Source organism: Dyella sp. (assembly GCF_035486915.1).
GTDB lineage: Bacteria > Pseudomonadota > Gammaproteobacteria > Xanthomonadales > Rhodanobacteraceae > Dyella_B.
Genome location: NZ_DATHMR010000176.1, coordinates 1 through 14,258 on the forward strand (window position 1 = coordinate 1; position 14,258 = coordinate 14,258).

The 14,258-nt window shown below is 59.9% G+C and carries 16 protein-coding genes; 6 read left to right on the top strand and 10 right to left on the bottom strand.

All coding sequences use genetic code 11. The annotated features are described in order from the left end of the window. The 4 genes from VK725_RS14080 to dapE all read left to right on the top strand — a co-directional run. On the top strand, positions 1-424 hold a 424-nt coding region (locus VK725_RS14080), incomplete at its 5' end, for a 2,3,4,5-tetrahydropyridine-2,6-dicarboxylate N-succinyltransferase (protein ID WP_325318683.1). 10 nt (positions 425-434) lie between these two features. Further along, a complete protein-coding gene (locus tag VK725_RS14085; protein ID WP_325318684.1) occupies positions 435-1,208 on the top strand; it encodes a hypothetical protein in 774 nt (257 codons plus the stop codon). Beyond that, complete coding sequence (locus VK725_RS14090) at positions 1,205-1,564, top strand: Spx/MgsR family RNA polymerase-binding regulatory protein (RefSeq protein WP_325318685.1); 360 nt, start codon at positions 1,205-1,207, stop codon at positions 1,562-1,564. The genes VK725_RS14085 and VK725_RS14090 overlap by 4 nt, the downstream gene beginning before the upstream one ends. Positions 1,565-1,569: 5 nt before the next feature. Continuing rightward, a complete protein-coding gene (gene dapE / locus VK725_RS14095) occupies positions 1,570-2,721 on the top strand; it encodes a succinyl-diaminopimelate desuccinylase (RefSeq protein WP_325318686.1) in 1,152 nt (383 codons plus the stop codon). 11 nt (positions 2,722-2,732) lie between these two features. On the opposite strand, the gene VK725_RS14100 is transcribed toward dapE, so the two are convergent. Both VK725_RS14100 and VK725_RS14105 read right to left on the bottom strand, forming a co-directional pair. Further along, positions 2,733-5,141: a penicillin acylase family protein gene (locus VK725_RS14100; RefSeq protein WP_325318687.1), complete on the bottom strand. Its 2,409-nt coding sequence runs from the start codon at positions 5,139-5,141 to the stop codon at positions 2,733-2,735. Continuing rightward, positions 5,138-5,950 (bottom strand): phosphodiester glycosidase family protein, encoded by an 813-nt coding sequence (locus VK725_RS14105; protein WP_414648509.1) that lies wholly within the window; start codon positions 5,948-5,950, stop codon positions 5,138-5,140. The genes VK725_RS14100 and VK725_RS14105 overlap by 4 nt, the downstream gene beginning before the upstream one ends. Positions 5,951-6,043: 93 nt before the next feature. Between VK725_RS14105 and VK725_RS14110 the strand changes: the two genes are divergently transcribed. After that, complete coding sequence (locus VK725_RS14110; protein WP_325318688.1) at positions 6,044-6,532, top strand: 8-oxo-dGTP diphosphatase; 489 nt, start codon at positions 6,044-6,046, stop codon at positions 6,530-6,532. A gap of 14 nt (positions 6,533-6,546) precedes the next feature. Here VK725_RS14110 and VK725_RS14115 read toward each other — a convergent pair whose 3' ends face one another. From VK725_RS14115 to parC, 7 genes are all read right to left on the bottom strand, one after another. Then, the gene (locus VK725_RS14115; protein WP_325318689.1) at positions 6,547-7,752 is read right to left on the bottom strand and encodes a beta-ketoacyl-[acyl-carrier-protein] synthase family protein; all 1,206 of its coding nucleotides are present in this window, start codon (positions 7,750-7,752) and stop codon (positions 6,547-6,549) included. Between the two features lie 5 nt (positions 7,753-7,757). After that, positions 7,758-8,009, bottom strand: a complete 252-nt coding sequence (locus tag VK725_RS14120; RefSeq protein WP_325318690.1) for an acyl carrier protein — start codon at positions 8,007-8,009, stop codon at positions 7,758-7,760. 209 nt (positions 8,010-8,218) lie between these two features. Continuing rightward, positions 8,219-8,668, bottom strand: a complete 450-nt coding sequence (locus tag VK725_RS14125) for a DMT family transporter (RefSeq protein WP_325318691.1) — start codon at positions 8,666-8,668, stop codon at positions 8,219-8,221. Then, entirely contained in the window at positions 8,665-9,024 is a 360-nt protein-coding gene (locus tag VK725_RS14130; RefSeq protein ID WP_199754192.1) for an EamA family transporter, read from the bottom strand. The genes VK725_RS14125 and VK725_RS14130 overlap by 4 nt, the downstream gene beginning before the upstream one ends. Before the next feature lie 10 nt (positions 9,025-9,034). Next, entirely contained in the window at positions 9,035-9,877 is an 843-nt protein-coding gene (locus VK725_RS14135) for an alpha/beta hydrolase (protein ID WP_325318692.1), read from the bottom strand. Between the two features lie 84 nt (positions 9,878-9,961). Further along, the gene (locus tag VK725_RS14140) at positions 9,962-10,444 is read right to left on the bottom strand and encodes a hypothetical protein (RefSeq protein ID WP_325318693.1); all 483 of its coding nucleotides are present in this window, start codon (positions 10,442-10,444) and stop codon (positions 9,962-9,964) included. A 107-nt stretch (positions 10,445-10,551) separates the two neighbouring features. Further along, a complete protein-coding gene (gene parC / locus VK725_RS14145) occupies positions 10,552-12,792 on the bottom strand; it encodes a DNA topoisomerase IV subunit A (RefSeq protein WP_325318694.1) in 2,241 nt (746 codons plus the stop codon). A 113-nt stretch (positions 12,793-12,905) separates the two neighbouring features. On the opposite strand from parC, the gene VK725_RS14150 reads away from it, so the two are divergent. Continuing rightward, positions 12,906-13,370, top strand: coding sequence for a hypothetical protein (locus VK725_RS14150; RefSeq protein ID WP_325318695.1), 465 nt, complete (start codon positions 12,906-12,908; stop codon positions 13,368-13,370). 15 nt (positions 13,371-13,385) lie between these two features. Here VK725_RS14150 and VK725_RS14155 read toward each other — a convergent pair whose 3' ends face one another. Beyond that, positions 13,386-14,258 (bottom strand): TraB/GumN family protein, encoded by an 873-nt coding sequence (locus tag VK725_RS14155; RefSeq protein ID WP_325318696.1) that lies wholly within the window; start codon positions 14,256-14,258, stop codon positions 13,386-13,388.

Sequence of the window (14,258 nt, forward strand, 5' to 3'; positions counted from 1 at the left end):
CGGTGCGGGAACCATGGTCGATACATGGGCCACGGTCGGTTCCTGCGCGCAGATCGGTGCGGGCGTGCATCTTTCCGGTGGCGTCGGTATTGGCGGTGTGCTGGAGCCGCTACAGGCCAATCCCACCATCATCGAGGACAACTGCTTTATCGGCGCGCGTTCCGAAGTGGTCGAAGGCGTGGTGGTGGAAAAGGGCAGTGTGATCGGCATGGGCGTGTTCCTCGGTCAATCCACGCGCATCTACAACCGCGCCACCGGTGAGACGACCTACGGGCGCATTCCTGCGGGCAGCGTCGTCGTTGCTGGTAATCTGCCTGCAAAAGATGGCAGCCACAGCCTGTATGCGGCCGTGATTGTCAAACAGGTGGATGAAAAGACCCGCAGCAAGACCGGTATCAACGAGCTGCTCCGCAGCGTCGACTAAGCGAGGACGTATGGCAGCCATCACCAACCCTGTGCGAGGCCGAGCTTACGCGCTGGCCGGGTTGGGCGTGGTGCTGTTCATTCTCGCATGCGTGTTGCCACCCTTTGCGCAGCCGCAGGGTTATCACGACTTTGCGGACAAGCGGGGGTGGCTTGGCATTCCCAACTATGGCGACGTTGCATCGAATGTCATGTTTCTGGTCGCAGGGCTGGCTGGTTTGTTTTCGATGCGAAAACCAGCAATTCAGGCGATGGAATCGGCGCCGCGTCACGCCTATGCGTTGATGTTCGTTGGCTTGATCTTCACGGCGTTCGGTTCCGGTTACTACCACTGGGCGCCGTCCGACGAGCGGCTGGTGTGGGACCGTTTGCCGATGACGGTGGTGTTCATGCCATTGCTTGCTGCGACGTACGCAGAACGTTTGCGCTGGCGCTCGGATCTGCCCTTGATCGTTCTTACGTTGCTGGGTATCGGCAGCGTGGTGTACTGGAAGTTCAGCGGCAATCTGTTGCCCTATCTCATTGCGCAAGGCGGAGCTATCTTGCTCATCCTGCTCGCGCTGGCGATGCTGCCAACGCCGTGGACGGAGCGACGCCAGCTGTTCCCCGCGTTGCTTTCCTACGCACTCGCCTTCGTCTGCGAAAAACTCGACTGGCAGATATTTCGGCTGACGGGCGGCATCATTAGCGGACATACCATCAAGCATCTGGCTGCTGCAGCGGCGTTCTTTTTTATTCTGCGCATGTTGCAGCGGCAACAACTTAAAACGGAATCGAATCGATGACAGTCGCCACGCTTTACGGCCTTCCCAATTGCGATACCTGCAAGAAAGCCCGCAATTGGCTCAAGCGTTTTGACGTGGCGCATGAGTTTGTCGATTACCGTGCCAATCCCGTGCCCGCTGCAACGCTTAAGAGCTGGGCCGAACAATTGGGCGGTTGGGAAAAGCTGATCAACAAAGCGAGCACCACATGGCGCACTCTGCTGCCGCAGCGCAAGAGTCCGGGCAGCGATCCAGAATGGACACTGCTGCTGAAGGAGTACCCTGCGCTGATTCGCCGGCCCGTTGTTGTGCAAGCGGATGGCTCGGTGAGCGTGGGCTTTACCGATAACGGCTTCAAGAAACTATTTGGACGTTGAACGCGATGTCTGACGTACTCGATCTCGCCGCTGATCTTATTTGCCGTCGCTCAGTCACGCCGCAAGATGCGGGATGTCTGCCATTGATTGGCGAGCGTCTTACGCGGATGGGTTTTCGCGTGGAGCATCTGCTTTACGGCGAAGTACTCAATCTTTGGGCCACGCACGGTGCGAACAACGCACCGGGGGAGGGCCCGCTGCTTGTTTTTCTCGGGCACACGGATGTTGTGCCGAGTGGCCCGGAAGAATCCTGGAAAAGTCCGCCATTCGAACCCACCCTTCGCGATGGACATCTTTACGGTCGCGGTGCCGCTGACATGAAAGGTTCCGTCGCCGCGATGGTCGTGGCGCTCGAACGTTTTGTCGCGGCACATCCGGATCACCAAGGTCGCGTCGGTCTGTTGCTGACGAGCGACGAAGAAGGGCCCACCAACCTCGACGGCGTGCGTCGCGTCGTTGAGTACTTTCATCAGATTGGCGAACGCATCAATTGGTGCGTCGTGGGAGAGCCGTCGGCTAAAGAAAAACTGGGCGATCTGATTCGCGTCGGCCGCCGCGGATCGTTGTCAGGCACGCTGGTCGTGCATGGCGTGCAGGGACACGTGGCTTATCCCGAGAAAGCATTGAATCCGATTCACGCGTTTGCGCCCGCACTCACGGCGCTGACCGCAGAAAAGTGGGATGGCGGTAACGCCGACTTTCCCCCAACGTCGTTCCAGGTTTCCAATATCCACTCCGGAACTGGCGCCAACAACGTCATACCGGGATCGCTCAAAGCGCTGATCAATTTCCGCTACAGCACCGCAAGCACTGCCGACGATCTGCGCAAGCGTACGGAGTCCATTCTTGCTAACCATGGCGTGGATTACTCGTTGGAATGGAATCTTTCCGGCGCAGCATTTTTAACGCCGCCGGGTGGTCATCTGCGTGAGGTGGTCGTTTCGGTGTGCCGCGATCTATGCGGTGTCGAGCCGGAACAGAGCACGGGCGGCGGCACGTCCGATGGACGCTTCATTGCGCCGATGGGTGCGGAAGTGATCGAGCTTGGCCCGGTCAATGCCACGATCCACAAAGTGGATGAATGCGTGGCAGTGAGCGATCTGGAACGGTTGCCCGATCTCTATCAGGCGATTTGCGAACGCATGTTGCTGAAGTGATCGCATCGGCGTTAGCCTGCCGTGGGCTCCAGCACCAGCGTGTATTTGGTTTCGCCGGGCAGTAAGGGTGTTGGATGGCCCTGCACCCAATCCTCGTGACCGGTGCCATAGAAGGGCGATAACGGGTTGTCGCTCTGTCCACCCGGCATTTCCATGATGCCTTGATCCTCATGACCGGGCGCAACGTCCATGCGCTCGGAAGCGCCAAAGCTTGGTGCGCCGACGCGCGGCATGTTGTTATCGCCCGGCAATGCGTCTTCAGGCATGTCGAGGAAGTGGCCGACAAAACCCGGTAATGCGCGCGAAAGCGGGTGTTTGATCTGCGCGCGGTTGATCTCACCCCACGTACGCGCAGCGAGGCCGCCGGGTTGCTGGCCAAGTGTGCTGCTTACATTTCTTGCTGCTTGCACGAGCAACGCGTGCCAGTCCTTGTAGGCGGGGTCGAGCAGATTGACAGGTTGCGTCTGGATCATCGTCCACACGGCCGCTTCCTGATTGCCGGGGCCGGGCCAGTCGAAATCGGGAAAGCGTTGTTTGATCTGTGCAGCGAACGGAGCGAGTGCAAGCTTATGCACCTCTTCGCGGAACGCGTGGACCAGCCGGTAATCCACGCTGGGTGCCGTCGCTTCGTTTCCCCAGGTCGATGTGAGTTGGCGCAAGGGACCTAGTGCGGGTTCGTGCGCATCCGATAGCGTCTGTTGCAACAGTTGCTGCCAGCGTGTGAGAAACACGGCGTGATCGTCGAGCTGGATGTCCAGCAGATTTGCCGGCGCAAAATCGGCACGTGCCTGCAGGTCGTCGCGAATCTGCTGCGCGCGCGCGCCGATGTCCTGTCCGCCGTTGCCTAGCAATGCAAAGGCCGTATCGCCCACGGTGCGGTTGTTGGCCGTCCACAACCGTCCTTCGGCGGGGTTTTCGATACGCGGGTATTGCGCGGGTGCTGCCCAGCCGGTCCATCCCGTGTTGGGCTGTGACCAGTCCGCCGGACGCAGCGGGTCGAAACCGGTGCGTAGCGGAATGCTGTTGCCGGCGATGGTCCAACCAATATGTCCTGCGCTATCGGCGACGACGAGATTTTGTGGCGGCATGCCCAGCGTGGGCGCTATATCCAGTGCGGCAGACTCTTGAGTGGCATGCTCAAGCAGCATCGTGTTCAAGTTATAGGCATGAGGCTGATCGGCAATCCAAGACAATGCGAGTGAGGTGCCATCGGTGTCTTTTGCCATGATCGGACCCCACCGCGTTTCTTCCACTTCCAGCGTATGCGGGGCGGCGCCTTTGATGCGGATGACTTCCTCATGTTTTTCGATCGTCGCCCAACCTTCAGGCACTTTGTAGCGGTTGGGATCGTGCGGATCGCGTAGCACGCGAACCCAGTCCGACCAGTCGCCGTAACTGTTTGTGAAACCCCATGCGATCTGCCCGTTCGATCCGACCACGAGCGCCGGCGTACCAGGCAAGGTCACACCGACAGCATCGCGCTGACCGTTCGGAGCCGTTGGATCGGGATAGCGAAGTCGCGCGCGAAACCAGATGTTGGGCACACGCAAACCCAGATGCATATCGTTGGCGAGGAGTGCCGCACCGCTGTGCGTGAGGTTACCCGCGACGGCAAAGTTATTGCTGCCCGGATACGTTTCGTTGGTGGAGAAGGCCGAAAGCGCGGCGATTTTTGCAGCACCATCGTTGACAGGCGAGCGACGAAGATCATAGGCAGCCGGGTCTGGGGCCACGGGCGACTGCGATACGTTACCGGCCAATGGCGCTTCCCATGTCGGATCGGGTGAAATCAGGAAGTCCACCAGCGGAGCGGGCAGTGCGGCGCGCATGCGTGCGATGTTGAGTTTGCGTGCTTCGCGCCCATCGCCATTGAGATCCAGATACATCGCTGCGATCACCAGCATGGTGTCTTCCGATCGCCATGGTTGGGGTTGCGTGCCCGTAAGCACGTACTCCCATGGTTTCTCGCGCAGGTTGGCAACGCCGGCATTGACACCGTCGCGATACATGTCGAGTGCATGTTTTTGCTCTGGAGTAAGCGCCGCATAAGCGCCTTGAGCAACGGCACGCAGGCGATGGCGACGGTGATTGATATCGGTATCCAGCGCCGCCGGGCCAAACAGTTCCGATAGCTCGCCCGCCGGGAGGCGCCGCATCAGGTCCATCTCGAAGAAACGTTCCTGCGCGTGTACGTAACCGAGTGCATAGCCGATGTCATCGCGCGATTGACCTGTCAGCGTGACAACACCCGATGCATCGCGATCGATCGTAACGGCATGACCGATATCCGCTACACGGCGTTCGCCATTTAATTGCGCGCGACTGCCTGCCAGCAACCACCAACCCGTGCCGACGATGCCGACCACAACGATCACAATCAGGACAAGCAGCGCGCGGACCCAGCGAAAGCGACGTTTCATTGATTGGCAAACACCGCAAAGATGCCCGCGTAGGGCTTGACCATGAAGGTAGGAGCACCCGCGTAGCCAGTGCCGTCGATGTAGAACTGCGAAATGCTGCCGTCCAGGTAAAGGGCATCGCGGCAACCGAGTTTATCGCGGAATAGCTGCGCAAACGCGTGGAAATTCACCGGCGATGCACTCACCACGAAAATCACCTGATAAGGCGAGTGCGCGCACACACCACTGCGCCATTTCAGGCTGCTGGAATCATCGATGAATTGGTTGTTGATCTGCCCATCGATGACCAGCATGGGGCCCGATTGCGTTGCCCAATCGGCGGCTTTTCCGTCCGCTTTGAAGTCGAGGCTGGTGCGTACCGCTGCGTGGCCGTCCGGGTAGATCGCGAACACCCCGTTCGGTTGAATCGAGAAATTGCCTGCGGAGGCTTTGCCGTGGAAAAGATTCAGCGGCACCAGCGTCTTGCCGTTTTCCACATACAGACCCAGTGGCGAGTACGACTGATCGTAGATGCCCGCGTTCGCGGCAAACATCAATCGCTTGCCGTTGGCCGCACCCCATTCGCGCAGCGTTTGAATATCGCCGAAGGGCTGGCCGTCGTCGGGATTGTGCCAGTGCAAGGTCAACGCTTCGCGATGTAGATCCAGCTTCACCACGGTGTAATCCTGACCCTGGTAGCTCAACCCACGGCTTTCCATCGGATCGACCTGGTAACTGCAGGCCGTCAGCGCGTAACACGCTCCGATCAGCGCGAGCAGACGGGATATCCGGCGGCGACACAGCCGTTGGAGAGGCGAGAACGGGCGCATGGATAGATGGTGGCTGGGTCGAGGTGGCTGACGCAAGACCATGGGAGGCGCTTTAGCGTTTAAACTTCAGCTTTGCATTCTTGCGCACAGCTCATGCCTTATACGCCTATCGTTGCCACGCTCGGTTATGTGCTGTCGCCGGATCGGCGCAAAGTGTTGATGATCCACCGCAATGCGCGGCCGGATGATCAACATCTAGGCAAGTACAACGGTCTGGGCGGCAAGATGGAGCCTGACGAGGACATTGCCGAATGCATGCGCCGCGAAATTCGCGAAGAGGCAGGTATCGAGTGTGAAACCATGCACCTGCGCGGCACACTCAACTGGCCCGGTTTCGGCAAACAGGGTGAAGACTGGCTGGGCTTTATCTTCATTGTCGACACGTTCCGCGGCGAGCCGTTGACCGAAAACCCAGAAGGCACGCTCGAATGGATCGATGTCGATCAGCTGATGACGCTGCCAATGTGGGAGGGCGATCGCCACTTCCTGCCACTGGTGTTCGACAAGGACCCGCGGCCGTTCCACGGCGTGATGCCGTACAAGGATGGCCGCATGCAGTCGTGGTCGTTTACGCGCCTGTGATGAGCGCCGGTGATTCAGGGCGCTCGGCGCAACGCGACGACGGCGTTCAAGCCGCCAAACGCAAATGAATTGCTGATCGCGGCGTGCACCGTCATGCGGCGCGCTTCCAGCGGCACGTAATCCAGATCGCAGGCAGGATCGGGGCCGAGGTAGTTCAACGTCGGCGGCACGATGCCGTGGCGCAGGGCGCCAATGACGGCAATGAGTTCCAGCGCACCCGCCGCGCCCAGCGCATGACCGTGCATCGGTTTGGTCGATGAAATTGCCAGCTTGTGCGCGTGCTCACCAAATACCCGATGGATCGCACGTGTTTCGGTGCAATCGTTCGCGGCGGTGCCGGTGCCGTGGGCGTTGATGTAATCCACTTCTGTCGGTTGCATGTTCGCATCTTGCAGCGCGGCGCTGATCGACGCGGCGGCGCCGATTTCGGATGGCGCTGCGATATCGCCCGCATCTGCACTCATGCCTACACCGACAAGTTCGGCAAAGATGATGGCACCACGCGCCTGTGCGCTTTCCAGCGTTTCCAGCACAAACATCGCCGAACCTTCGCCAAGCACGATACCGCGGCGATTCACGCTGAAAGGACGACACGTATCGGGCGACAACACGCGCATGGCTTCCCATGCACGCAAAAGTCCAAGCGTAAGACAGGCTTCCGTACCACCCACCACCGCCGCATCGACGATACCGGCGCGCATCATCAGCACCGCTTGTGCAATAGCATGGTTGGAGGAAGCACACGCACTGGCCACCGTAAATGTGGGGCCCGTAATGCCATGCGCCATGCTGATCTGACTCGCCGGCGCGTTCGACATGATGCGCACGATGCCGAGCGGGTGGAAGCGTCCTGCTTTTTCGGCGTAAAGCTTCTTATACAACCCTTCGCGCGTTTCCTCACCGCCCACGCCGACGCCGGTAACAACAGCGGTGCGTCCGTTACGTACATCCAGGCCGGATTGAGTGATGGCTTCGTTCGCCGCAACCAGCGCGTACTGGCTCATGGGATCGAGAAACGGCAAGCGCGCTTCCTCGATGTACTTACTGGCGTCGAAGTGGGTTACTTCCGCAGCGACGGGGTTATTGCGCAACAGGGTGGCGTCGACATGATGGATCGTGTCGATGCCGCTACGACCTTCGACCATTGCTTGCCACGTGGCGGCGGCATTGTGGCCGAGCGCGCAGATCGCGCCCATGCCGGTAATCACGATACGACGCATGGATGTCAGCTATGGGCTTTCTGCGCGATTTGCCGCTGCACGGCTTCGACCAGATGTCCGACGGTACCCGCTTCGAAGTCGGTGTCTTCGTTGGGCAGATTGATGTTGAAGTGTTCTTCGATATCGAAAATCACTTCGATGGCGTCCAGCGAGGCGACGCCGAGATCCTTGAGCGTCGAGTCGGCCTTGATCGTGGCGATGTCGATCTTGGCCTGTTTGGCAATAATTTCGAAAATTTCTTGCTGAACGTTGCTCATGGATCGTTTCCCTGTTTGGCCCCTGTCACAAGCGTGACGAAGCGCCTGCGTGTTGTCCAGAGATACCTGCGCAGTTTCTTGCCGCCATGGTCTCCGCGCAGCCTTTCACGAATCTTGTTACTCGCCCATGTGCGCGGTGTAAATATCTACTGATCAGTTTGCAAATTCGGCAGGTCCGATTATTCGGCGCCAGCGAAAGCGCGCTTGATCTAGCTGCCCGCCGTCACACCCAGTGCGCCCTTGGCTTCGGTAGGCGGATCGTTTTCCGGGTGAGCGCCGCTTTCGGCAAAGGCGAGGCACACGATGCCGAGCATGATGACGCCTGCGCCCAAAAGACGCAGCGGCGTCAGTGCCTCGTGGAATATCCACGCCGACGCAAACATCACGGTCACCACGTCCAGATGGGTCGCCGCGAAGGCCGGCCCAATCGGCGCGTGCTTGAGCAAACTCATCCAGGTAAAGAAGTTGCCTAGATAAGCGGCGAGCGCAATGTAGATCCACGGGTGACCAAAGACGCGTTCCACCCACGCCAAGTTTGCCTCGGGCGGGAACGCGTGGACGCCGGTGTTCTTGAAACTAAGCTGCACGATCGTGTCGAACGCGAGCAGCAGCAAAAAGCCGCAAAGATAAAACCGCCATGTGCGTCCACTGCTGCTCATGCGCCCAGTCCCACGATGGCAACGCCGGTGCTGACCAGCAGGATGCCCGCGACGCGCAACGGCGTGAGTTTTTCGCGGAACAAAAGCCAGCCCGCCACCATAATCACGACGATGTTGATCGAACTGAGCAGGACGCCTTCGGAAAGATCTACCAGCGAGAGAAACGCGATCCAGAAGAGAATCTTGACGACGTAAGTCAGAATGCCCAGCCACATCCATGGACGACTCGCCATGTAGCGCCAGCGCGCAGCGCCGTCTCCGGCCAGCGGATCGCTGGCGGCGCGCTTGAGCAGAAGCTGGCCGCCCGTTTCCAGCGACACACTGACCAACCACAACGTGGCGACAAGCGGAGTCACGGAAATCCTTTCAGGCGATGGCGCGCGCACCCGGTGCGCAGCTTGAGGCAACCTTCGAAAAATACTCGGCGGTGCGATGGATCAGTGTGCGGCGTTCACGGTCGATCGTGATCATGTGATAGCTGTCTTCGAGCAACAGCATCTCCACGGGACCTGACACGCTGCGTGCCACCAGATAAGCGTTTTCGACACTGGCGACATCATCTTCGGTGGCATGCGCAACCAGGCACGGCGCTGTCACCTTCGGCAACTCGCGTTTCACCACCTTGGCCATCGCACCCATTTCCGCCAGCGATGGCCATGGATTGCCCGGGAGCCCCGCGGCGGTGCTGTCACCGGAGTGCAGCATTGTCTGACTGATCTGCTTACGCAGACGCTCGTCGCGCAGTCCGTAAGGCTCCGCCTCGTAAGTGATGCCGTTTTTCCAGAAGCCCAGCTTCAACATCAGCGGAAGCAGGAAGGAGAAGCGGCTGTGCCACGGAATCGCCCAGCCGTCATAGCGGAAGGTCGCACCATACACACCCACGCCGCGTACCCAGTCGGGATGATCGGCGGCGAGCTTCAAGGCGAGCAGCGCACCCATGGACAGGCCTGCCACAAACATGTGGTCCACTTCGTGGCGGTACTTCTCCGCGGCGGCTTCGACGCTCGCGTACCAGTCTTTCCAGCTGGTCGCGAGCAGATCCTGCACATCGCCACAGTGCCCGGCCAGCTGCATGCCGTAGACGCTGAAACCCGCGTTACTCAGCCCCTTGCCGACCAGGCGCATCTCGGTGGGGGTGCCGGTGAGTCCGTGGATAAGCAGGACGCCGCAACGGCCACCTTCGAAGCGAAATTCAACGTTTTGGATCACTGAGGGTCTCTTGCAACGGACTAACGGGCGAAATTATCCCCACAGTCTCGTGCAAGGGGCTTTCCAGCCGCTTTCGGTGCCCGGTCAATGGCCGTTGAAGCCGTTGAATTTGCTTACGCCGATGGAAATGCCCACCGCGCCGGTCGGGTGATCGCAGCTACCGGTGTTCTGGACGATGTTCACGTTGCCGCCTTCATAGGTTCCGGTGCCGACATGGCTGGCGCTGACCACGCCCATGTTGACATCACCGTGGACCTGAGCCTTGTTGTAGGTGGAGTCGTCGCAGGCAGTGCTGGCGGTTTCGTCGCGTCCGGGCTTGCCGCTGGTATCGCCGTAGTACACACCCGGCGAATCCTTGGAAGACGGATGGGCGCCGTTGATGGTCACCATGCTCGCGCTGGGATTGGGTTGCGCGCTGCTGGCCTTTGCCGGCTGCGGGGCGCTTGAACTGGACGCCGGCACAGTGTTTGCCGGAAGTTTGAGGTTCAGCGGCTGACTGGACGTTTGCGCCCACGCCGCCGTCATCAGGAGACAAGACGCCAGGGCGGTGGCGATTCTTACGTTCATACGTGCTGCTCCGGGGGCGTGGTGCCGGGGTTATCAATCGCATAACGCACGGCGATGCCCACCGTGCACATGCCCGTTTGACGATTTGCGGTCTAGGGAAGTTCCTTTCAACCCGTCGTTTCGATGCGCTCCACGCGACGCAGGCCGCGTGGCAGCAAGCCGCCGCGCGTCGCTCGATTGCCGCCGTATTCGACCAGATCGGACCACTTCAGCGTCAATTTGCGCTGACCTGCGAACAGTGTGACCTCACCCTTTCCTTCGGTCACCACCGCCACGCCGGCCACGCGCTCGTCGCCACTACCGAGCTTTGCCTTCGGAATTTCGATGAGCTTGTTGCCTTTACCCTTGTCCAGCTCGGGCAGTTCGGCCACCGAGAACATCAGCAGATGGCCTTCCGTCGTAACGACCACGATGCGATCGCGTGCGGGGTCGGCCGACACTTGCGGTGCGAGAACGCGGGCGCCATCGCCGAGCGTGATGATCTGCTTGCCGGCCTTGTTGCGGCCCGTTAGCGCTTCGAAGCGTGTGACGAAGCCGTAGCCGAAGTCGGTGGCGAGCACCAGGCGCGTGTCGTTGTCGCCAGCGGTGATCGCATCGAAGCTGGCACCGGCGGGTGGCGTGAAACGACCGGTCAGCGGTTCACCGTTGCCGCGCGCAGAAGGCAGCGTGTGCGCAGGCGTGGAATAGCTGCGTCCGGTGGAGTCGATGATCGCCACTTGCTGCGTCGTGCGCGTTTTGACTGTCGCGAGCAGGCTATCGCCTTCGCGGTAGGACAAGCCCTCCGCATCGATGTCGTGTCCTTTCGCCGCGCGAATCCAGCCCTTCTGGCTGATCACCACGGTGACCGGTTCGCTGGCGACCAATGCGCTCTCGTCTAAAGCTTGCGCAGCTTCGCGCTGCACCAGCGGCGAGCGGCGGTCGTCGCCATATTTGGCCGCATCGGCGCGCAGTTCTTCCTTGATCAAACCCTTGAGCTTGGCGGGCGACTTCAGTAGCACGTTGATCTTCGCGCGTTCTTCTTCGAGCTGATCGCGCTCGGCGTTGATCTTCATCTCTTCCAAGCGCGCCAGCTGACGCAGCTTGGTTTCGAGGATGTAATCGGTTTGTTCTTCGCTCAGTTTGAAGCGTGCCATCAGCACGGGTTTGGGCTCGTCCTCGGTACGGACGATGCGGATCACCTCGTCGAGGTTGAGGTAAGCGATGCGCAAACCTTCCAACAGGTGCAGGCGTCGTTCGACTTTGGCCAGGCGGTGATTGAGTCGACGCGTTACCGTATCGATACGGAAGCTCAGCCACTCGGTAAGGATGCGCTTGAGATCCTTCACCTGCGGTCGGCCATCGAGGCCGATCATGTTGAGGTTGACGCGGAAGCTCTTTTCAAGATCCGTCGTGACGAACAGATGCTGCATCATTTCGTCGGCATCGACGCGGTTCGAGCGCGGCACGATGACGAGGCGAATGGGATTTTCGTGATCCGATTCGTCGCGCAGATCTTCGATCATCGGCAGTTTTTTCGCGCGCATCTGCGCGGCGATCTGCTCAAGAATCTTGGACGGGCTCACCTGATGCGGCAGCGCCGTGATCACGATGTTGCCATCTTCACGCGCGTAGACGGCACGTGCACGAATCGAACCGCCACCGCTGTGGTACATCGCCAGCAATTCGTTGCGCGGTGTGATGATTTCCGCTTGGGTCGGATAATCCGGGCCGCGCACGTGTTCGCAAAGATCTGCAATGGTGGCGTCGGGATCGTCCAGCAAGCGGATGCACGCGCTGACGATTTCGCGCAGATTGTGCGGCGGAATATCGGTGGCCATGCCCACGGCGATACCCATCGAGCCGTTGAGCAACACATGCGGGAGTCGCGCAGGCAGCCAGCTGGGTTCTTCCAGGGTGCCGTCGAAGTTAGGCACCCAATCCACCGTGCCTTGACCGATCTCGCCGAGCAGCACATCGGCGATCGGATTGAGCTTGGACTCGGTGTAACGCATGGCCGCGAAGCTTTTCGGATCATCTGGTGAACCGAAGTTGCCCTGGCCGTCGATCAGCGGGTAGCGGTACGAGAACGGCTGCGCCATCAGCACCATCGCTTCGTAACAGGCGCTGTCGCCGTGCGGATGGAACTTACCGATCACGTCACCGACCGTACGTGCCGATTTTTTCGGTTTGGCGCCGGCGGCCAGGCCAAGCTCGCTCATCGCGTAGATGATGCGGCGCTGTACCGGCTTCAAACCGTCGCCCACGAAGGGCAGGGCGCGGTCCAGCACCACGTACATCGAGTAATCGAGGTAAGCCCGCTCGGCGTATTCCTTGAGCGGGATCTGTTCGTAATTGGCTTGCAAGTTCATGGGGAATATCTTCAGAGGCGCGGGGCGCCATAACGGTGAGGATGGTGCCAGATGGCAGGCGCCTTAGGCTAGAATGCCCGACGGCTCGAACATCCATGACTGGACGAAAACCAATGCAATTTCAACGCACAATCGCAGTTGCAGTGGCCTGCGTCCTGATCACGGGATGCGCGCTGGTCGGAAGTAGGCGCCCTGAGCTCGGTTATTCGGATAAGGGTCATCCGAAGTCCGACACGGCGCTTATCGTCTGCGCGGAACAAGAGCCGAGTTACCTGTGCGGCATCACGGGTGTTGATGAGAAGAGCACCTGGACTCAATTCGATGGCGGCAAAACGCCGTGGGTGCGTGTGTTGCCGGGCGATCGGGTCGTGCGGTTAACCTTGTCGAACAACCACCGGATCAACCGCCCGTGGCTGAAGATGAACGGCATACAGGCGGGCCATGTTTACCGCATCACTGCGGGCTTCGATGGAAACGCGGTCACGGCGTCTTACGAAGATCTCGGCAAGATGGATAGCTACACCCTCCACATCCGACGTCTGCCGCTCAATCCCAAGCCAGTCACCGCTTATTTCTGATCCCCATGCAGCAGGTTACTCCTGCTGCACGATTACCCCCAGCTTGGCCAGTTGCGCCTGGACACTATCGGGACCGGCGAGATGCGCTGCGCCGACGGCGATGAACACGGTGCCGGGTTGTCGAATCATCATGTCCTTGATCTTCGCTGCCCAGTTTTCGTTGCGCTCGACGATCAGCTGTCGATAGAGCTCGGGCTCGCGTGTTTTCAGCTCGTCGTTTTCCAGCTTTGCGATGGCAGCGACATTGCCCTGCTTCCATGCGTCGACCAGTGAGCGAAGTTCTTCGGTGCTTTTGTCGACATCGCGCAGCGTGTCGCGCAGAAAAGCCAGCTGCATGGGCGATGACAGATTCGCAAGAAACTGAATCTGCTGTTCTGCCGTTTCCAGCCCGTAGACGGGTTTGCCTGCGGCGGTCATCTGCGTCTTCAGCTGTTTGTCTACGCCTTGCGACGGATCCATCCCGGCCTTCAACAGCGGCGCAACCGATAACGTCAATGCCGCCAACCAAGGCTTCATGGGCTGCAGCGTCTGTGCGCCGCCGGGTAAGCCTGCCACGTGTGCTGCGTTGGCAAGCGTGTCGTTTTCGCGCTGGCTGAGTTGCGTGGATAGCGGATGTTCCGCATCCAGACCGTAACGCAGTATCAGCGGTGCGATGGATGCCTGATCGTCATCCGTCAGTTCGATATAAAGCGTCTTGCTTTGCGAAAGCGCTTGATCGAGCGCCGGGAAGCGCCATTGCGTATCGTTGGGCAGCAGATGGACGGTGCCGAAAAGATAGATCGTGCTGTTGCCAACTTTTGCCTGCCAGAGGACTGGGTGCGCCAATGCGTTGCCGCACAGCAGGAAAAGAACGGGCAGCAGAACAAGCAGACGATAATGGATGCGCAT